Here is a 20341-nt window from a genome sequence, read left to right on the forward strand (position 1 = left end):
GGAGCGGGTGGGGTGGGGGCGTTCGGCGGAGGGTGTCCGAGGCAGGCGCGTTCGCACCGGCTGCCGGGCCGATTGCGCCCGGCCTCGGCTCACCGCTCCCCACGCGTCCGTGCGCCACCGCACGCGCCAGCACCGCTGTGACCGCAAGTCCCGCCAGCGGGGCGAGGGTTGAGCCGCCCTCCGCCTCGCGACGGGAGACGGTGGTGACGGAGAAGGTGTGGGCGCCGAGCAGCGCGGAGGCGGACAGCGCGGGCCGGACCCGCCCGGTGGTGGCGACGGCGCCGAGGAGGAGGTCGAGCGAACGGGCGCCGGCCATGGCGAGCGGGCCCGCCGGGGTGTTCTTCAGGCCCAGGTCGTACGCCCATACGGTGCCGGCCAGCGCGCCCGCGACGGCGAGCGGACGCCGCCCGGCCAGCGACGCGAGCGCAAGCCCGGCCGCCGTGAGTCCGGCGGCCGCGGAGAGCGCGGCGAACGGGGTGATACGGCCCGAGGGCAGCGGCCGGTGCGGGCGTTCCACGGCGTCGACCTCGCGGTCTGCCCAGTCGTTGAGGGCCATCCCGGCCTCGTACAGACAGAGCGAGGAGGCGATCGCGACCAGGGTGCGTCCCCGTGGCCGCGCACCACTGGCGGCGGCGCCGGCGAGAGCGTCGCCAGGGACGGTGAACAAGGCGGAGACGCGCAGGAGTTCGGCCCAGTCACCGAGGCGAGGGCGGTGGCGTGGTGGGTCCGCATCGACGTGCGCCTTCGCGTACGGGACAGTGCCGGGCCGGTGCGCGGGGTTCGGCTGCCCGTCGGAGACGGCGCCTCCAAGCGGCGAGGCGCCGGACGCCCGGCCGCGCGCAGCGACGGTGCGATCCCCCAGCGGCACGTCGCTCGACACCTGACCGCCCGATGCCCCTTCGCGGAGCCCCAGCGGCACGTCGCTCGACACCTGACCGCCCGATGCCACCCCGCGGTCCCACAACGGCACGACACCTGGCGCCTCGCCGTCCGATGCCGCCTCGCGTTCCCGCAGCGGCGCGCCGCCCGGCTCCGGGGGCGTACCGCTCTCCCCCGGCGCGTCCCCCGTACCGCTGACAACGTTCTCCCCAGCGGAGACACGACCGGTTCCAGGCGGCCCGGGCCGCGTTCCCGGATCGCTCGGCGACGCGGCGTCAACGGTGCCGTCGGCGGTCTCCGCCCCACCGGTGACGACTGGGGCCCGACGACCGCCACCCCGTCCCGCCCCGGACCAAGCCGCCGCCGCGACCCCTGCCAACGCGAGCGCGCCCGCCAGAGACAGGAGGCGGACGCGACCGCCGTTCATCGGGTGGCCCGCAACTGCTCGGTGAAGGCGAGAAGTTGGGTGAACTGTTCGCCGAGGGAGGAGGATTCGCCGTCCGGGTCCTTGAAATAGAAGCCGAGTTCCGGGCGCGGACCCGTCAGGCCCATCTCACCGGCGCGCGCGACCAGCCGGGCCAGGTCGAGGACCAGCGGTGCGGCGAGCGCCGAGTCGCAGCCCTGCCAGATGGTCTGGAGCACCATCCGCGAGCCGAGGAAGCCGTCGAAGGCGATGTGGTCCCAGGCGGTCTTCCAGTCACCGAGCGCCGGGACGTCGTCGATGTGCACCTCGCCCTGCGGCGCGGCGCCGAGCACATCGGCAAGGACACGCTCCTTGCCGGCGTTCTTGGCGGCCGCCGCGGCGGGGTCGGCCAGCGCGGCACCGTCGCCGCCGCCGAGCAGGTTCGCGCCGGACCAGGCCCGTACGTCGAGTGCGCGCTGCAGGAACATCGGCGCGAGGACGGAACGCAGCAGCGTCTGGCCGGTCTTGCCGTCCCGCCCGGCCCAGGTGATCCCCGAGGTGGCGGACTCGTCGGCCAGTGCGGGGTGGTGCATCCCCGTGGAGGGCGTGAAGTTGACATACGGGTGCCCGGCCCGCAGTGCGGCGGCCGCGTACAGCGAGCTGACGGGCAGCCGCTCGGAGTCGGGGCCGGGCAGGGGCTCGGTCGAGGCCACGTTCACCACGACGGCCCGGGCGAGTCCCCGCCGCCGTACGAAATCCGTGATGTCCGCGGCGAAGGCGCCGATCAGCTCCTCGTCCGAGCGCGCGTCGCCCGGAAGCGGGCCGCCGGGCCGTATCTCCGCGTCCGCGGCGGCCAGTTCGGCGCCGACCGCGGCCGGCAGACCGTACGGCAGCACTCCCCCGGCGGCCAGGTGCTCGGCGCGCTTGGGCAGCGGGCAGCTGTTGGTGTCGTGGCCGCCGAACACCAGCGACCCCACGGGCGCGAGCGAGCAGTCCGCGAAGGGTGGCGTTTCGGTGACCATGCCGGTCGCCGGGTGCAGCCCGGCGGCGACGGCCGCCGCGCCGGCGACGACGGTGGTGGCGACGGAGCCGCGGGCACCGATCAGCCACACCCCCAAGGCGGGGGCGGTGGAGGGCGGTTGGGGGGATGTGGACGTGGACACAGGGAGCCTCCTGTCGTGCACGGACCATTGCCGGATAGTCCCGGCCGCTGTCGGAGTGAGCCGCCCAGCCGCCAGGTGATCCCAGCCGCTGTCGGCATGTGCCGCCCAGCCGCCAGGTGTCCCGGCCACTGTCGGCGTCCACCGCCCAGTCGCCAGGTCCCGGCCGCCGTCGGCATACGCCGCCCAGCCGCCGGACAGCCCGGCCGCCGGCGGTAGGAGACGCCGGCCACCGGACAGATCCCGGCCACCGACGGACCATGCCGCCAGTCACCGGTAGTCGCTGGTTGTCGCCGGAAGAGACGGACCGGGCCCGGCCGCCCCCGTGATCAATTCGGGGACAGCCGGTCCGGCCTGGTCCAGCTCACCCGGAGGCGACAGGACCTGAGACGTCGGGCGGAGGTCCGGCGTCCGCCGCCCGACGCCGTACTAGGCGCCCGGAACGGGCAGGTTCTTCAACTGGATGTTGCGGAAGGAGACATGGTCGGCGGCGCCGTGGTTCTGCAGACCGATGTAGCCGTCGGTCAGGCTCCGCGCGGGGTCCGTGTTGGTGAAGTCGTTGATCTTGACTCCGTTGAGGAACACCTGGAGGCGCTCCCCCTGGACCCTGATCTCGTACGAGTTCCACTGGCCGGGCGGCCGAAGGACCTGGTCACGGGCCTTGATGTTCGCCGACTTGAACGAGTAGACCGCTCCTGTCGTGCGATCGGCCGCGTCCGAGGCGTCGATCTGGATCTCGTACCCCTTGTTCACCGCGGACCACGGATCGTCGGAGGCCGGGAAGCCCACGAAGATCCCGGAGTTGTCGTCGCCCTGCATCTTCCAGTCGAGCTTCAGGGAGTACGACTTGAGCTCCTTGGCCTGGTACCAGAGCAGCCCCATGCCGCCCTCGGTCTCCATGACCCCATCCTTGACGTTGAACTTGCCGGGACCGGCCTGCTTCCAGCCTTCAAGGGTCTCCCCGTTGAAGATGTCCCGGTAGCCGGTGTCCGGCTTGCAGTCCGCCTTCACCTGGCCGGAGGCGTACTGCAGACCGCCGAGCAGATGGGTGCGGAACGCCGGCTCCGCGTACGACTCCTTGGTGTGACCGCCACCGGTGTAGAAGGAGCGGCCGCCGCCGTAACTCTGGCACCAGGCGATCGGGTGGTCGCCCTTCATGGTGCCGCCCTGGTAGGTCGTCTCGTCCAGGGTGGCGAGGATCTTCGCCTTGTCACGCGGGTTGGTGCGGTAGTTGTACCACTCGTCGGTGCGCTCCCACTTGGTGTCGAGGTGCGCGGTGGACGGGTGGTCGTGGTCCTCGACGCGGACCGTGGCCTTCTGGATGGCCGGGTGCGACTCGAAGTAGGCGCCGGCGAGGCCGCCGTAGAACTCCCAGTCGTACTCGGTGTCGGCGGCCGCGTGGACGCCCATGTAGCCGCCGCCGTTCGCCACGTACCCCTCGAAGGCCTTCTGCTGCGCCTCGTTGAGGACGTCACCCGTGGTGGACAGGAAGACCACCGCGTCGTACTTGGCGAGGTTGGTGGTGGTGAACTGTCCGGCCTCCTCGGTCGCGTCGACCGTGATGCCGGCGGGCGCGCCCAGTTCCTTCAGAGCGGCGACACCGGTCGGGATGGAGTCGTGCCGGAAGCCGGCGGTCTTGGAGAAGACCAGGACCTTCTTGCCGGCCCGATACGGCTCGGTGGAGAACTCGAAGTCGTCCACGTCGTACAGCGCGCCCTCGCCGCCCTTGAAGACCAGGTAGATCTCGGTGGTCTTGGCGGGCAGGGCCCGCAGCGGCACGTCGACGTTCTGGAACGTGTCCCAGCTGCCGGTCGGCGGGATGTACGCGGAGCCGTGCAGCGGCCCGGTGGGCGAGCCGGTGCGCAGTTCGACGAAGCCGCCCGCGCCGCCGGAGGAGGCCCGTACGGTCATCTTCTTCTGCCCGGAGAACTTGTACGGGCTGAAGGAGATCCAGTCGCCGTCGTTGATGTCACCGACGGTCTTGCCGCCGTTGGCACCGGCCTTGTCGTACGTCTGGATGCCCGACTGCTTGCCGAAGTGCTCGGCCTGGCGGTGCAGCGGCTGGAGCACGGCGCGGGCCGTACCGGTCAGCGCCTCCTGGCCGTTGGAGCCGCCGTCGGTGTACGAAGCGCCGACGACGCCGTAGATGTTGGCGTTGGGGTCGTGCCCGCCGTCGCCCGGAGGCGGCGTCAGCGTGCCCTCACAGCCCATCTCGCTGGTCAGCTCGTGGGCGTGGGAGTCGTGGCCGAGGCTGTAGGCGACCTTCACCTTGGAGCAGTCGACCGTCTCGTCGGGGTCGGTGACCGTCACCTTGAAGGGGACGGGCTTGCCGAACTCGGCCAGGCTGCCGTTGCCCGGGATGTCGATCTTCACCTTGGGCTCGGTGTTGCCGACGACGATGCGGGCGTTGGCGCTGCCGGTGTTGCCCTCGGGGTCCTTCGCCGTGAACGTCACCGTGTAGGTGCCGATCTTCTTGTACTGGTGGGTGGGGGTCAGGCCCTCGCCCTTCGTACCGTCGCCGAAGTCCCAGCTGTAGGTCAGGTCGGTCGAGTCGGCGTCCTTCGCGGAGCCGGTGAACTTGACCTTGAGACCGGCCGGTCCGGACGTCTTGTCGGCGCTGACCTCGGCGAGCGGCGAGAAGCCGTCCTCGGCGTTCTCGATCCGGTAGAGCGCGGAGTGCTCGTCGCCCTGGAACCAGGAGACGCCGTAGTCGAGGACGTAGAGCGCGCCGTCGGGGCCGAACTCCATGTCCATGATCTGCGTGCCGGTCCACGGCAGGGTCTTGATCTCCTTGACCGAGCCGTCCTCGTTCTGCGAGATCGGCTTGATCCAGCGGCGGCCGAACTCACCCGCGAAGAAGTCACCGTCATAGGACGCGGGGAACTTCACCTTGGAGTCGAGGTCCGGGTCGTAGCGGTAGACCGGGCCCGCCATCGGGGACTCGGAGCCGGTGCCGAACTCGGGCACGCTGCCGCCGTCGTACGGAATCCAGGCGGCCTGGGCCGGCGGGAGATCCGTGAGGCCGGTGTTGTGCGGCGAGGTGTTCTTCAGGTTGGCGCAGTCGAACTTCGGACCGGACTCCTTGGTGGCGAAGTCGTAGTCGTTGTACGCGTCGTTGTTGCCGGTGCAGAACGGCCAGCCGAAGTTGGCGGCCTTCGTCACCTTGGCGAACTCGACCTGCCCTGCCGGGCCGCGCGTCGCGGAAGCCGCACCCGCGTCGGGGCCGTAGTCGCCCACGTACACGATGCCGGTCTTGTCGTCGACGCTCATCCGGAACGGGTTGCGGAAGCCCATCGCGTAGATCTCGGGACGGGTCTTCTCGGTGCCCGGGGCGAAGAGGTTGCCCTCCGGGACGGTGTACGAGCCGTCCGCGGCGACCTTGATCCGGAGGATCTTGCCGCGCAGGTCGTTGGTGTTGCCGGAGCTGCGCCGCGCGTCGAAGGCGGGGTTGCGGCCCTCGCGGTCGTCGATCGGGGTGTACCCGTCGGACGCGAAGGGGTTGGTGTCGTCACCGGTCGACAGGTACAGGTTGCCCTGCGCGTCGAAGTCGATGTCGCCGCCGACGTGGCAGCACAGACCGCGCGAGGCGGCGACGTCGATGACCTTCTTCTCGCTGGCCATGTCGAGCGTGCCGTTGGCGTTGAGGGTGAAGCGGGCGAGACGGTTCACACCGTCGAACTTCTTGAAGTCCTCGGCGGTGCCGGTCTCCGGGGCGTCCCCCGCGGGGGTGTCCAGCGGCGGGGCGTAGTAGAGGAAGATCGCCCGGTTGTTCTTGAAGTCCGGGTCGACGGCGACGCCCTGCAGGCCTTCCTCGTCATGGCTGTAGACGGGGATCTTGCCGGCGACCTTGGTGACACCGCCCTGGTCGGTCAGGCGCAGTGTGCCGTCGCGCGAGGTGTGCAGGACGCTGCGGTCCGGCAGTACGGCGAGCGACATCGGCTCGCCGGTCTCGGGCTCGCCCTTGGCGAGCGGCACCTGCTGGAACTGCCCTTCGGCGGCGGCCGGCTGTTCGTCGTGCTCGGGGTGGCCGGGGTGGGCTCCGGCGATGCTCGCCGGCGTGCCCACGGCGAGCAGCAGGCCGGTGAACAGGGCGAGGGTGGTGCGCAGTCTCGGACGCTTCTTGGCACTGACGGCTCTTGGAGTGAGATCTCTGCTTCTGTGCACGAAGTCCCTCCGGGAACGGGTGGGCCGTACGGAACGGGTGCGGTGACGTGCGGTAAAGGGGCCGGGGTGCGCCGTCACCCCGAGCGACTCATGTCCTGTACACCTCAGGGACCGTAGCCGGGTTCGTCCACTTCCGAAAGACGTTGTGCAGCAAGGAAGTTGAACTTTTTCCCGGCTAAGGACAAAGCCTTGTTCGCCGAGGTCAGCGGCCTGACGGACGGCCTGTTTCCGGGCAGGCCGGAGCGGGGGCCCGGGGTCGCGGACGACCACCGGGCCCCTGCGGGCCCGCGCTCAGTCGCTGCCGAACGCGGCGTCGAACGACGCCGTCGGCAGCTCGTAGTCGTACGCCTTCAGCTTGGCCAGTGCCTCCGGGGCGCCCCGCAGGCGGTCCATCCCGGCGTCCTCCCACTCGACCGAGATCGGACCCTCGTAGCCGATGGAGTTGAGCATCCGGAAGACGTCCTCCCAGGGCACGTCGCCGTGTCCCGCGGAGACGAAGTCCCAGCCGCGCCGCGGGTCGCCCCAGGGCAGATGCGAGCCGAGCCGCCCGTTGCGGCCGTCGAGGCGGCGCCGGGCCTCCTTGCAGTCCACGTGGTAGATCCGGTCGCGGAAGTCGTACAGGAAGCCGACCGGGTCGAGGTCCTGCCAGACGAAGTGCGACGGGTCGAAGTTCAGACCGAAGGCCGGGCGGCGGTCCACCGCCTCAAGCGCGCGTACGGTCGTCCAGTAGTCGTACGCGATCTCGCTGGGGTGCACCTCGTGGGCGAAGCGCACGCCCTCCGCGTCGAAGACGTCGAGGATCGGGTTCCAGCGCTCGGCGAAGTCCTCGTAGCCGCGCTCGATCATCGACTCGGGCGCCGGCGGGAACATGGCGACGAGATGCCAGATCGAGGAGCCGGTGAAGCCGATCACGGTGTCGACCCCGAAGGCCGCGGCGGCCCGTGCGGTGTCCTTGATCTCGGCGGCCGCGCGCTGCCGTACGCCTTCGCCCTCGCCGTCGCCCCAGATGCGCGAGGGCAGGATGGCCTGGTGGCGCTCGTCGATGATCGAGTCGCAGACGGCCTGGCCGACGAGGTGGTTGGAGATGGCGAAGCACTTCAGGCCGTACTTCTCCAGGAGCTGGTGGCGCCCCTTGATGTACGCGGGGTCCGCGAGGGCCTTGTCGACCTCGAAGTGGTCGCCCCAGCAGGCGAGTTCGAGGCCGTCGTAGCCGAAGTCGCGGGCGTGCGCGCAGACCTCTTCGAGCGGGAGATCGGCCCACTGGCCGGTGAACAGGGTGAACGGGCGGGTCATATCCGGGCCTCCTCGACCGGTATGCGGTGCACAGGGCTCATGCGGCTCACGTCCGGGCCTCCTGGGCCGGTATGGCGGTGAACGCGGAGTTCTTGGCCGCGCTCTCCTCGACCGCCGCGAGCACCCGCTGCACCTGGAGCCCGTCCGCGAAGGACGGCGCGGGCGCGGTGCCCGAGGCGATGGCGTGCACGAGGTCGCGGGCCTGGTGGACGAAGGTGTGCTCGTAGCCGAGACCGTGACCCGGCGGCCACCAGGCCTCCAGATACGGGTGCTCGGGTTCGGTGACGAGGATGCGCCGAAATCCGGCCGTGCCGGCGGGCAGGGTCTGGTCGTGGAACTCGAGCTCGTTGAGCCGCTCCAGATCGAAGGCCAACGAGCCCTTCTCACCGTTGAGTTCGAGCCGGAGCGCGTTCTTGCGTCCGGTCGCGAACCGGGTCGCCTCGAAGGAGGCGAGCGCCCCGTTGGCGAACCGGCCCGTGAACAGCGCCGCGTCGTCCACGGTGACCTGACCGCGCTCCCCCGACGCGGCCCCCGAGAGGCCGGCCGAGGAACCGGCGAGCAGCGGACGCTCCCGGATGAACGTTTCGGTGAGCGCCGAGACTCCGGTGATCTGCGATCCGGTGACGTACTGCGCGAGGTCCACGATGTGCGCCCCGAGATCGCCGAGCGCCCCCGACCCCGCGTGCTCGCGCTCCAGGCGCCAGGTCAGCGGGAACTCCGGGTCGACCAGCCAGTCCTGCAGATACGTCACGCGTACGTGGTGGATGGCGCCGATCCTGCCGTCGGCGACCATCTGCCGGGCGAGGGCCATGGCGGGCACCCGGCGGTAGTTGAAGCCGACCATGGCCAACTGCCCGCGTGCAGCGGCCCGTTCGGCCGCCTCCAGCATCGCCTCGGCCTCCTCGACCGTATTGGCCAAGGGCTTCTCGCACAGCACATGCTTGCCGGCTTCCAGCGCGGCGATCGCGATCTCCGCGTGGCTGTCGCCCGGTGTGCAGATGTCGACGAGCTGCACATCGTCACGGTTGATCAGCGCCCGCCAGTCGGTCTCGGCGGCGGCCCAGCCGTGCCGGTCCGCGGCCGCCTGCACGGCCGTCGCGTCCCGTCCGCAGATCGCCGCGAGCCTGGGCTGCAGCGGCAGGTCGAAGACCCGTCCCGCGGTGCGCCACCCCTGGGAGTGGGCGGCGCCCATAAAGGCGTAGCCGACCATGCCCACGCCGAGCCCGCCGCGCCTGACGGCAGCGGACTCCTGCTTGCCTTGCACGTCCTCCATACGGGATTCCTCCTAGTCGGCCTGCGGGGCCGCAGTCGTCTGCCGGGGGACGACTGCGGCACCAGGTGCGGATGCGCGGGTCCCCGGGCCCACGAGGCCCGGGGCCCGAGTCCGCATCACTTGAAGCCGGTGGGCTTGTACTGGGCGACGTTGGTCTTGTCGACGACGGCCGAGTACAAGGTGACCGAGGACGGGATCTCGAATTCGGCCATACCGCCGATGCCCTTGGCCTGCCCGAGCGCACGCGCCAGGTCGATGGCCGACGCGGCCATGGTCGGCGGGTACAGGACGGTGGCCTTGAGCACGCCGTCGTCCTTCTCGATGTGGTCGAAGGCGCTGGCCGCGCCCGCGCCGCCGACCATCAGGAAGCCGTCGCGGCCGGCCTGCTCGATGGCCTGCAGGGCGCCGACGCCCTGGTCGTCGTCGTGGTTCCACAGGGCGTCGAAGCTCTTCTGCGCCTGGAGCAGCGTGGCCATCTTGGCCTGGCCGGACTCGACGGTGAACTCGGCGGCCTGGCGGGCCACCTTCTTGATGTTCGGGTAGTTCTTCAGGGCGTCGTCGAAGCCCTTGGTGCGCTGCTGGGTGAGCTCCAGGTTGTCGATGCCCGCGAGCTCGATGACCTTGGCGTCCGGCTTGTCCTTGAGCTTCTCGCCGATGTAATGCCCGGCGTTGAGGCCCATGCCGTAGTTGTCGCCGCCGATCCAGCAGCGGTAGGCCTGCGGCGAGGAGAAGATCCGGTCCAGGTTGATCACCGGGATGCCGGCGCGCATGGCCTTGAGGCCCGCCTGGGTCATGGCCTTGCCGTCGGCCGGCAGGATCACCAGGACGTCGACCTTCTTGTTGATCAGCGAGTCGATCTGGCCGATCTGGGCGGCCGCGTCGTTGGAGCCCTCGGTGATGTCGAGCGTGACGTCCGAGTACTTCTTGGCGCGGTTGCGGGCGTTGTCGTTGATCGCGTTGAGCCAGCCGTGGTCGGCCTGCGGTCCGGCGAAGCCGATGGTGACTTCCTTGCCGGGCTTGTCGTCGGCGACCGGGGCCTCCGACGGCTTGTCGTTCTCCTTGTCGCTCGGCTCATTGCTGGTGCACGCGGTGAGGACCGCACCGGTCGAGATGGCGGCGGCCCCGAAGAGCAGCCCTCTGCGGCTCGTGATCTCTGGCATGACGAACCCTTCGCTGGAAGGTGGGTACGACGGGGGATGTGGGCGTGGGCTAAGTGGTCTGGTTGCGCGATGTGCGGTTCTGCACCAGTACGGCGGCGACGATGATCGCGCCCTTGGCGATCTGCTGGGTCGCGCTCTCCAGGTTGTTGAGGATGAAGATGTTGGTGATCGTCTGGAAGATCAGCACACCGAGTACGGCGCCGACGATCGTGCCCCGGCCGCCGCTGAGCAGGGTGCCGCCGATGATGCAGGCGGCGATGGCGTCGAGTTCGTAGAGGTTGCCGTTGGTGTTCTGGCCCGAGCCGGAGAGCACGATCAGCATGAACGCGGCGATGCCGCAGCACAGTCCGGAGAGCAGATACACGTAGAGCCGCTGCCTGCGGACATCGATGCCGGCCAGGCGTGCCGCCTCGTCGTTGCCGCCGACGGCGACCGTGCGGCGGCCGAAGGTGGTGCGGTTGAGCACCAGCCAGCCGATGATCGCCACGCCCGCGAAGATCAGTACGAGCGGCGGGATGCCCAGGATGTAGGCGTCCCGGTAGCCGAGCTCCAGGACGGAGTCGATGGTGACGGTCTGCGTGTTGCCGCCGGTGATCTGCAGCGCGAGGCCGCGGCCGGCCGCGAGCATCGCCAGGGTCGCGATGAAGGGCACCATCCCGCCGAACGAGATCAGGACCCCGTTGACGAGTCCGCAGCCGACACCGACGAGCACCGCGGTGAACAGGATGCCCCAGAAGCCGAACTCCTGGGTGGCCACGGTCGTCGCCCATACAGAGGCGAGGGCGACGAGCGCGCCGACCGACAGGTCGATACCGCCGCTGATGATCACGAAGGTCATACCGACCGTGACCACACCGATGACCGAGGCCTGGGTGAGGACCAGTTGGAGGTTGTCGATCTCGAGGAAGTTGTCCGGCTTGGTGATACCGCCGACGATGATCAGCGCGATCAGCACGCCGACCAGGGACAGGGTGCGCAGATCAGCACGGGCGAAGGCGATACGCCGAGGGCTTGGCGCCTTGGGCGCCTCGGGTTCGGCGAGCACAGGCCCGGCCCCGGGGCCGTTCTGCTCCGCCTTCGAAACAGGGCTTGTCATGTCGCCGGGCTCCCTTCCATCACGAGATCGAGTACGCGGTGTTCGTCGAGCTCCTGCGCGGGTGCCGTATGCACCACGCGTCCTTCGCGCAGGACGAGCACCCGGTCGGCGAGACCGAGCACCTCGGGGACTTCACTGGAGACGAGCAGCACTCCGAGGCCTTCGTCGGCGAGCCGCCGGATGACGGCATACAGTTCGGCGCGCGCTCCGACGTCGACACCGCGGGTGGGTTCGTCGAGCAGCAGCACCTTGCAGCCACGTAGCAGCCAGCGGGCGAGTACCGCCTTCTGCTGGTTGCCGCCGGAGAGGGTGCGCACGGGCACGTCGGGGTTGTCGGGCCGCAGCGACAGTTCGCGTACCGCCTTCTGCGCGGCGACGAACTCGGCGCCGCGGTTGAGCCAACCGCCGCGTGAATAACGGGACATGGAGGAGACCGAGACGTTGCGCGTGACGGACTCCAGCATCAGCAGCGCCTGGTGCTTGCGCTCCTCGGGAGCGAGCCCGAGCCCCGCGCGTACGGCGGCGCGCACGCTGCCGGGCCGCACTTCCTCGCCGTCCACGAGCACGCGGCCCGAACTGGCCTTCCTGGCACCGAAGATGGTCTCCAGGATCTCGGAGCGCCCCGAGCCGACCAGGCCGGCGAGGCCGACGATCTCCCCGGGCCTGATCTCCAGGTCGAGCGGCGCGAACTCGCCGTCGCGCGAAAGGCCTTCGGCCTTCAGGAGCACCTTGCCGTTCGCAGCCGCGGTGGGCCGCTCGGGGAAGATGTACTCGACGTCGCGCCCGGTCATCAGGGAGACAACCTCGCTGGTCGGGGTGGTCTTGGCCGGCAGTCCGACGGCGACCGCCCGGCCGTCCTTGAGGACGGTGACCCGGTCGCCGATCCGGCGGATCTCCTCGAGGCGGTGCGAGATGTAGACGACGGCGACGCCGTCTGCGGTGAGGTCGGCGACGATGCGGAAGAGGTTCTCGACCTCGTCCGGGTCGAGCGCCGCGGACGGCTCGTCCATCACGATCAGGCGTACGTCGTGGGAGAGCGCGCGGGCCATCGAGACGATCTGCTGATGGGCGGCGGAAAGGTTGCCGACGAGCGTGCCCGGGTCGATCTCCGGGTGCCCAAGTCGCTTGAGCAGCTTGCGCGTTGCTTCCTTCGCCTCGCCGGCCCTTACGACGAAACCGGCGCTGGTCGGCTCGTGCCCGAGGAACACGTTCTCGGCCACGGACACATGCGTGACGAGGTCGAGCTCCTGGTAGATGGTGGCGATTCCCAGGCGCATCGCCGCGATCGGCGAGCGCAGGGCGACCTGTTCACCCTGCCAGCGGATCTCACCGCCGTCGGGCTGGTGGACGCCGGCGAGCACCTTGATCAGGGTGGACTTGCCGGCGCCGTTCTGCCCGAGCAGACAGTGCACCTCACCGGGCAGCACTTCGAGGGCGACGCCGTCGAGAGCGCGGACGCCGGGAAAGGACTTGGTGATGCCGTCCATGAGCAGCAAGGGCGGCTGTGGTGCTCGGTCTTGCTCTGGTGCCATGACATATCCCCTCAAAGGGCGGTCCATGCCGGGTGAGCGGGCAGGGCAAAGCCGCGCGTCGTACCGGGCGCGGGTCCGGATGGGGTGGGGCTGAGTCGTTCGCTCGACGGGTAGGGGCGGCTCTACGGGTGCGGGTGTTGCCAGGGGTACGAGTGTTGCCAGAGGCATGGGTGATGCTGTGGCCGTACGGGACGTACCGGGTGCCGTACGGAGCGGTGGTGCAGCCGTGCCGGGTGGTGCGCGCCGGCCTCGTGGATCAGGCCGGCGAGAACAGGTGGTCGCTGATGAGCCGGGCCGCGCCGATCACTCCGGCGGTGGGCCCCAACTCGCCCAGGACGATGGGCAGATTGCCGGTCGCAAGCGGCAGCGACTGGCGGTACACCTGGGTACGGATGGCGGCGAGCAGTGTGTGGCCGAGTCCGGTCACACCACCGCCGATCACCACGAGCCCCGGGTTGAAGAAGCTGACGAGACCGGCGATGACCTGCCCGGTCCGGTTGCCGCCCTCGCGGATCAGCTCCAGGGCGACGGCGTCACCCGCGGCCGCGGCGGTGGCCACGTCGGCGGCGCTGAGTCTGCCCTCGAATCCCTCGGCCTCGATGAGCGCCGCGAGCTCCGGCGAACGTCCCGAACGGGCCGCCTCCTCGGCGTCTCGCGCAAGGGCCGCACCGCTGAAGTGGGCTTCCAGACAGCCCCGGTTGCCGCAGGCACAGGGCCTGCCGTCCGGTTCGACCTGGATATGGCCGATGTCGCCGGCGCTGCCCGTCGTGCCGCGGTAGACCTCGCCGCCGACGACGATGCCGCAGCCGATACCGGTGCCGATCTTGATGCAGAGGAAGTCGTGCACACTGCGGGCGACGCCCGCGTGCTGCTCCCCCATGGCCATGAGGTTCACATCGTTGTCGACCATGACCGGACAGCCGAGGTCCTGGCTGAGCGCCTCCCGTACGGGAAAGCCGTCCCAGCCGGGCATGATCGGCGGAGCGACCGGAACACCCTCGGGGAAGCGCACCGGTCCCGGGACGCCGATGCCCGCCCCGTCGAAGCCCTCGGCGAGCCCCGAGGCCTTCAACTTGGCGGCCATGGCGAGGACTTGCTCGAAGACGGCGACGGGGCCCTCACGGACGTCCATCGGCTGATTGACGTGGCCGAGCACCTCGAGTTCCGCATTGGTGACGGCCACGTCGACGGAGGTCGCGCCGATGTCCACGCCGAGGAAGCGCAGTTCCGGTGCGAGCCTGATGTTGTGGGAGCGGCGGCCGCCGCGCGAGGCGGCCAGGCCGTCGGCGACGACCAGACCGGTCTCCAGGAGGCGGTCCACCTCGACGGCCAGCTTCGACCTGGACAGGTCGACCTGGTCGCCCAGTTGTGCCCGTGAGTTCGGCCCGCCGTCACGCAGCAGACGGAGCAGTCGCGCCTGGTGCGCGTTCGCGGGTCGAGCCGTCATTCGTCTCACGCCGCCCCTCCCGCCGTACTCCGGCATCCGCTGGCTTTCGAGGGGAAAGTAGCAGCGGTTGACCTGAGGGGGAAGAAGTTGCGCAGGAATCCAGTACAACTTTCTCCACGCACAGGACAAAGATGCGAACGGGCCCGGTGGGACGGCCGTATCGGCGGCGCCGGGTCCACGGTTCGGTACGGGGTGGACAGCCCGCCGCGTCCTTGTTGGGGTGGGGTCATCCGACGCAACAGGGAGAGGTCCCGCATGTTCCTGGTCACCGGCGCCACCGGCAATGTCGGCTCGGAAGTCGTCCGTCACCTGCGCCGACTCGACGTGCCCGTAAGGGCGTTCAGCCGCAAGGGCCTGCCCCGCACGGACGGCGCCCTGCCCGTCCCCGGCGATCTCAACGATCCCGCCTCGGTGGCCTCGGCCCTCGACGGCGTACGGGGGATCTTCCTGCTTCCGGGCTATCAGCGGCTCCCCGAGACCCTCGCCAGGTGCGCGGACGCGGGAGTGGAGCGGGTGGTGCTGCTGTCCAGCAGCTCGGTCCCGGGCGGGGAGCGGAGCAACGCGGTGACCCGCTACATGAAGGAATCCGAGGAGGCGGTCGAGGCGAGCGGACTGCCGTGGACGTTCATCCGGCCCTGCGCGTTCGCCGCCAACGCCCTGCAGTGGAAGGAGCAGTTGGCGGCCGGCGACGTGATCCGCGCCCCGTTCGCCCACGTACGGCAGGCGACCCTGGACCCGTACGACATCGGCGCGGTCGCCGCCCTCGCCCTCACCTCCCCCGGCCACGAAGGCAAGGCGTACACCTTGAGCGGTCCCGAGTCGCTGCTGCCCGAGGAGCGGGTGGAGATCCTAGGCGACGTGCTCGGGCGCAAGCTGACCTTCGTCGGGCAGCCGGACGACGAGGCGCGGGCCGAGATGAGCGCGCAGATGCCCGCCGCGTACGTGGACGCCTTCTTCCGCTTCTACGTGGACGGCACGCTCGACGAGTCGAAGGTGCTGCCCACGGTGGAGCAGCTCACGGGGAGGTCGCCGCGGACGTTCCGCACCTGGGCATCGGAGCACGCGGACGCGTTCGCCTGAGGAGGCGGGGGCGGACACCCTCGGGCGCCCGCCCCCTCACCTGCCCGGGGTCAGTCCTTGCCGAGCATCGTGTTCATCCGCTCGATCTCGTCGGACTGCGAGGTGACGATCGCGTCGGCCATCTTCTTGGCGGGGGCGTAGGCGCCCTCGGCCTGTTCGGTCTTCGCCATGGCCACGGCGCCCTCGTGGTGCTTGATCATCAGCTCCATGTAGGCCGTGTCGAAGGCCTTGCCCGAAGCGTTCTCGAGCTCGGTCATCTCCTGTCCGGTCATCATGCCCGCCGTGCCGCCGTGCCCCGCGTGGCCGGATGCGCCCTCCGCGGGCACCTCCTCGCCCCATGAGGTCAGCCACCCGGACAGGGTCTTGATCTCCGGGTCCTGGGCCTTCTGGATCTGTTCGGCGAGCTGCTTCAGCTCCGTCGACCGCGCCCGCTCGGGGGCCAGCTGCGCCATCTCGACCGCCTGGCGGTGGTGCGGGATCATCCCCTGCGCGAACGCGACGTCGGCGGCGTTCTGCTTGCTCTGCTCGGCCGACGGCGACGTCGAGGTGTGGCCGCCGCCGTGACCGGTGGAGCCCTCGCCGCCGCAGGCGGCCAGGACGAACGCGGCGGCACCGGCGACGGTGACCGCGACGGTACGGCGGATGAGGGTACGTGTGCTCTTCATCTGGGGTGCAACTCCTTCGCGCACGGCCACCGCGGGCCGTGCGGATGCGCGAATACAGGGTGTACGCGAACACGGCGGAGCGCCCGGCGAGGTGCACGCCGGAGCGGTCGCCGCGCAAAGCGGCCTATATACGCAGAAGTTGCAGTTCAGCCAGATCGGGCGGAGCCCGGCCGCGCTCGGCGCCGGCGAAGACACCGGCCGGCACCACGGACCCGGCGGGTGTGTCGACCACGGCCGTGGTCAGCGCGGGCGGCGCATAGGGCGAGCCGATACCGGCCGCCGCGCAGGTGCCGTCGGCGTGCTCCAGGTGCTGCGAGCCGTGACCGCCGTGCGCGCAGTGGACGGTCGCCTGGCCGGCGACGGCCGCATGTCCCGCGAAGGTGGCGTCACCTGCGACGGCCGCGTGACCTGCGACGGTCGCCCGCTCGCCGCCGTGCGCCATGGCCTTCGGATGCGCCATCGGCACACCCCCGGGAGGCAGCGCGTGCATCCCGAGCACACCGGTCAGGACGGCGAGGACCAGCAGCACGAGGAGCCGCCCGGCGGGGCGGCTCCTCGTGGACAGGGCTGCGGTCACGCGCTCATCGTACGCAGCGGTACTCAGCCGTTCTCGCGCTGGTGGTACGTACGGCGGGTGTGCTCGGTGTGGGCGCGCATGACCTGCGTGGCGCGCTGTTCGTCGCGGTCCGAGATCGCGGCGATCAGCTCGCGGTGCTCGATCCAGGACTGCTTGCCGCGCTGGCGGGCGACCGGTGTGTAGTACCAGCGCACCCGCTGGTCGACGCGGGCGGCCAGCTCGGAGAGCACGAGGTTCCCGGCCAGCTGCATGACCTTGGCGTGGAACTCGGCGTTGGTCGCGACCACCAGGTCCACATCGCCGTCGGCGACGGCCTGCTCGCCCTTCTCGCACAGCGCCTCGAGCGCGGCGATCCCGGCGGAGCCCGCGTTCGCCGCCGCGAGCCGCGCCGCCTCCGCTTCGAGGAGGGTACGCACGGTGAGGAGCTGGTCGGCCTCCTCCTCGGTGGGCTCGTGCACGAACGCACCCTGCGCGGGACGCAGATCGACCCAGCCCTCGGTGTTCAGGCGCTGCAGGGCCTCGCGCACCGGCTGACGCGAGACGCCGAGGTGGCCGGCGAGCTCGCTCTCGACAAGGTGCTGGCCCGGTCGCAGCGATCTGGTCGTGATGAGCTCGAGCAGCGCGACATAGACACGCTCGCGCAGCGGACCCGGCCGCTCGAGTTTGGGTACTGCTCCTTGCGGCAGTCCAGCGGACAACATCACGATCCCCCTCCTGGGCGGCGTCACCGCCACACGGTCAACTCGCCCCTCACGGATGGGCATTGGCTATCGTCTACAGTCTACCGAGCACAATTTCCAGCGTGGGTAAAAGTTGCCCTTGTCACAGAGGGATACGCATCCGTGTGCAAAGCAGGGGCCGAGGCGCGCGTTCGCGCACCTCAGCCCCTGTTTTCGTTGGCCCGCTTCAGCCCGTGAAGAGCTGGGTGGCCTTCCGTACGAGCTCGTAGATCCCGTATCCCAGCGGGATCAGCACCCAGAGCCAGGCAAAGGCGATCAGCGGACGGCGGTCAGGCGGACTGCTGCTCGACGGAGGAGTCATCGGAGGCCTTTCGCTGTGCCGGGATGTGGTGGTGGCGCGGGTCGACGGGACGTACCAGCTCATTGGCGACGAATCCGACGATGAGCAGCCCGATCATGATGGTCAGGGAAAGGCCGTACAGACCCGGCCCGCTCCTGCCGGCCGATTCCTGGGAGTCCGCGACCCAGTTGACGATCAGCGGTCCGAGGACTCCCGCGGTCGACCAGGCGGTCAGCAGACGCCCGTGGATCGCGCCGACCTGGTAGGTGCCGAACAGGTCCTTCAGATACGCGGGGATGGTCGCGAAGCCGCCCCCGTAGAAGGAGAGGATCACCAGGGCGCAGAGGATGAACAGCGGCTTGGAGGAGTCGCCGAAAGCGACGATGAGCAGGTACATCACCGCGCCGGCGCCCAGGTAGAGCCGGTAGATGTTCTTGCGGCCGATCAGGTCCGAGGTCGAGGACCAGCCGATGCGGCCGGCCATGTTCGCCGCCGAGAGCAGCGCGACGAATCCGGCGGCGGCCGAGACGGAGACCGGGGTGCTGGTGTCCGCGAAGAAGTCCGTGATCATCGGGGCGGCCTTCTCCAGGATCCCGATGCCCGCCGTGACGTTCATGCAGAGCACCACCCACAGGCACCAGAACTGCGGGGTGCGGATGGCCTGTTGTGCGGAGACCTGGACTCCGGTGAGCTCCGGCGGCTTGCCGTCCGCGGTCTCCTTCGGCCGCGGCACGCGGACGAGCAGCACACCGAGCGACATGAAGACGGCGTACGTGAGGCCGTGCACCAGGAAGGCCAGGGCGATGCCGCCGCTGTCCGCGCCGAAGGACTCGATCATCTGCGCCGACCAGGGCGAGGCGATCAGCGCGCCGCCGCCGAAGCCCATGATCGCGATGCCGGTGGCCATGCCCGGCCGGTCCGGGAACCACTTGATCAGGGTGGAGACCGGGGAGATGTAGCCGATGCCGAGGCCGACACCTCCGACGAAGCCGTAGCCGAAGACGATCAGCCAGTACTGCTCGGTGGCGGCACCGAGCGAGGCGAGCAGGAAGCCGGACGAGAAGCAGATCAGGGCGACGGTCATCGCCCAGCGCGGGCCGTTGCGTTCGACGAGCGTGCCGCCGAACGCGGCGGACAGGCCCAGCATCACGATGCCGAGCTGGAAGGGCAGGGCGCTCTGGGTGCCGGTGAGGTCGAGCGCCGATTCGAGTGGGGGTTTGAAGACGCTCCACGCGTAGGCCTGGCCGATGGACAGATGCACCGAGAGGGCGGCGGGCGGGACGAGCCAGCGGCTCCAACCGGGTGGGGCGATCGGAGGGGTCATACGTGCGCACCCTAGACATCCGATCAGTGGTTGAAAAGTAAACGCCTACAACTTCCGCTTCTCCGCGGTGGGTTGTCGGGATGGTTCCCATACTGTAGACAATATTTCGTCGACACTAACCAGTTCCGGGCCACAAGCCCTCGCTCCCCTTGATCGGCTTCCCTCGACCGAACGGAGAGCTTCACAGTGAAAGTCGCAGTTGTCGGCGCCGGTGCGATCGGCGCCTACGTCGGAGCGGCGCTGCAGCGCGCCGGCGCCGACGTTCATCTCCTGGCCCGTGGACCGCACTTGGCGGCCATGAGGCAGCACGGCGTGAAGGTGCACAGCCCGCGGGGCGACTGGACCGCGCAGGTGCACGCGACGGACCGGGCCGAGGACATCGGCCCGGTCGACCATGTCTTCCTGGGGCTGAAGGCCAACTCCTATGCGGCGTGCGGGCCGCTGGTGGAGCCTCTGCTCCAGGAACACACCTCGGTGATCGCGGCCCAGAACGGCATTCCGTGGTGGTACTTCCACCGCCACGGCGGGCCGCACGACGGCAAGCGGATCGAGAGCGTGGATCCGGGCGGTTCGGTGACCGCCGTACTGCCGCAGGAGCGGGCCATCGGCTGCGTGGTCTACGCGGCGACCGAGCTGGAGGGCCCGGGCGTCGTCCGCCACATCGAAGGCACCCGCTTCTCGATCGGCGAGCCGGACCGCTCGGTCTCCAAGCGCTGCCTCGAGTTCAGCGAGGCGATGCAGGCCGGCGGCCTCAAGTGCCCGGTCGAACCGGATCTGCGCAACGACATCTGGATCAAGCTGCTCGGGAACATCTCGTTCAACCCGATCAGCGCCCTGACCCGGGCGACGATGCGCGAGATGTGCGTGCACGACTCCACGCGCGGGGTGATCGAGCTGATGATGGCGGAGACCCTCTCCGTCGCCTCCGCGCTCGGCTGCCATCCGGAGATCTCCATCGAACGCCGGATCGCGGGCGCGGAGCGCGTGGGCGACCACCGCACCTCCACGCTCCAGGACTTGGAGAAGGGCAAACCGCTCGAACTCGACGTCCTGCTCTCGGCCGTGGTGGAGCTGGCCGAGTTCACCGACGTCAAGGTCCCGACGCTGCGTACGGTCGCGGCCATCTCGGACCTCCTCGCCCAGGGCACGGCCGTCGCGGCCTGACCCCGCACGACCGGGACGGGCATGCGGCGTATCGCTCCCGTATGCCCGTCCCGCTTCATCCGCCGCCAGGAGCTCCACGGATCAACAAACCCCTTGCAAGAGGC

16 protein-coding genes are annotated in these 20341 nt (G+C 70.0%); 2 read left to right on the top strand and 14 right to left on the bottom strand.

All coding sequences use genetic code 11. From position 1 onward, the window contains the following. The 9 genes from G6045_RS41415 to G6045_RS12170 form a co-directional block, all read right to left on the bottom strand. Positions 1 to 682 (bottom strand): SCO3242 family prenyltransferase (locus G6045_RS41415; RefSeq protein WP_235967830.1); only part of this gene is annotated, 682 nt, incomplete at its 3' end. A gap of 620 nt (positions 683 to 1302) precedes the next feature. Beyond that, on the bottom strand, positions 1303 to 2445 hold the full coding sequence (locus G6045_RS12135; protein ID WP_165331902.1) for an inositol-3-phosphate synthase: 1143 nt from the start codon (positions 2443 to 2445) through the stop codon (positions 1303 to 1305). A gap of 426 nt (positions 2446 to 2871) precedes the next feature. Continuing rightward, a complete protein-coding gene (locus G6045_RS12140; protein WP_165331903.1) occupies positions 2872 to 6606 on the bottom strand; it encodes a ThuA domain-containing protein in 3735 nt (1244 codons plus the stop codon). A 291-nt stretch (positions 6607 to 6897) separates the two neighbouring features. Continuing rightward, positions 6898 to 7899 carry a sugar phosphate isomerase/epimerase family protein gene (locus G6045_RS12145; protein ID WP_165331904.1) on the bottom strand — a complete coding sequence of 334 codons (1002 nt, stop codon included), beginning with the start codon at positions 7897 to 7899 and terminating at the stop codon, positions 6898 to 6900. A 46-nt stretch (positions 7900 to 7945) separates the two neighbouring features. Further along, on the bottom strand, positions 7946 to 9172 hold the full coding sequence (locus tag G6045_RS12150) for a Gfo/Idh/MocA family protein (RefSeq protein ID WP_235967829.1): 1227 nt from the start codon (positions 9170 to 9172) through the stop codon (positions 7946 to 7948). A 116-nt stretch (positions 9173 to 9288) separates the two neighbouring features. Next, entirely contained in the window at positions 9289 to 10332 is a 1044-nt protein-coding gene (locus tag G6045_RS12155; RefSeq protein WP_165331905.1) for a substrate-binding domain-containing protein, read from the bottom strand. A 49-nt stretch (positions 10333 to 10381) separates the two neighbouring features. After that, the gene (locus G6045_RS12160) at positions 10382 to 11428 is read right to left on the bottom strand and encodes an ABC transporter permease (RefSeq protein WP_165331906.1); all 1047 of its coding nucleotides are present in this window, start codon (positions 11426 to 11428) and stop codon (positions 10382 to 10384) included. Continuing rightward, positions 11425 to 12915 carry a sugar ABC transporter ATP-binding protein gene (locus G6045_RS12165; protein WP_165331929.1) on the bottom strand — a complete coding sequence of 497 codons (1491 nt, stop codon included), beginning with the start codon at positions 12913 to 12915 and terminating at the stop codon, positions 11425 to 11427. The genes G6045_RS12160 and G6045_RS12165 overlap by 4 nt, the downstream gene beginning before the upstream one ends. A 301-nt stretch (positions 12916 to 13216) precedes the next feature. Then, positions 13217 to 14407, bottom strand: a complete 1191-nt coding sequence (locus G6045_RS12170; protein WP_165331907.1) for an ROK family transcriptional regulator — start codon at positions 14405 to 14407, stop codon at positions 13217 to 13219. 255 nt (positions 14408 to 14662) lie between these two features. On the opposite strand from G6045_RS12170, the gene G6045_RS12175 reads away from it, so the two are divergent. Continuing rightward, positions 14663 to 15487, top strand: a complete 825-nt coding sequence (locus G6045_RS12175; protein WP_165331908.1) for an NAD(P)H-binding protein — start codon at positions 14663 to 14665, stop codon at positions 15485 to 15487. A gap of 50 nt (positions 15488 to 15537) precedes the next feature. On the opposite strand, the gene G6045_RS12180 is transcribed toward G6045_RS12175, so the two are convergent. The 5 genes from G6045_RS12180 to G6045_RS12195 form a co-directional block, all read right to left on the bottom strand. Then, on the bottom strand, positions 15538 to 16152 hold the full coding sequence (locus G6045_RS12180) for a DUF305 domain-containing protein (protein WP_165331909.1): 615 nt from the start codon (positions 16150 to 16152) through the stop codon (positions 15538 to 15540). Between the two features lie 124 nt (positions 16153 to 16276). Then, complete coding sequence (locus G6045_RS12185) at positions 16277 to 16729, bottom strand: DUF6153 family protein (RefSeq protein ID WP_165331910.1); 453 nt, start codon at positions 16727 to 16729, stop codon at positions 16277 to 16279. 23 nt (positions 16730 to 16752) lie between these two features. Next, positions 16753 to 17430: a GntR family transcriptional regulator gene (locus G6045_RS12190; RefSeq protein ID WP_165331930.1), complete on the bottom strand. Its 678-nt coding sequence runs from the start codon at positions 17428 to 17430 to the stop codon at positions 16753 to 16755. A gap of 205 nt (positions 17431 to 17635) precedes the next feature. Next, on the bottom strand, positions 17636 to 17770 hold the full coding sequence (locus G6045_RS41985) for an MFS transporter small subunit (RefSeq protein WP_267913069.1): 135 nt from the start codon (positions 17768 to 17770) through the stop codon (positions 17636 to 17638). Next, complete coding sequence (locus G6045_RS12195) at positions 17739 to 19073, bottom strand: OFA family MFS transporter (RefSeq protein WP_165331911.1); 1335 nt, start codon at positions 19071 to 19073, stop codon at positions 17739 to 17741. The genes G6045_RS41985 and G6045_RS12195 overlap by 32 nt, the downstream gene beginning before the upstream one ends. A gap of 186 nt (positions 19074 to 19259) precedes the next feature. Between G6045_RS12195 and G6045_RS12200 the strand changes: the two genes are divergently transcribed. After that, the gene (locus G6045_RS12200) at positions 19260 to 20237 is read left to right on the top strand and encodes a 2-dehydropantoate 2-reductase (RefSeq protein ID WP_165331912.1); all 978 of its coding nucleotides are present in this window, start codon (positions 19260 to 19262) and stop codon (positions 20235 to 20237) included. The last annotated feature ends 104 nt before the right edge of the window (positions 20238 to 20341 follow it).

This window comes from Streptomyces mesophilus (assembly GCF_011044995.1).
GTDB classification, from domain to species: Bacteria; Actinomycetota; Actinomycetes; order Streptomycetales; family Streptomycetaceae; genus Streptomyces; species Streptomyces mesophilus.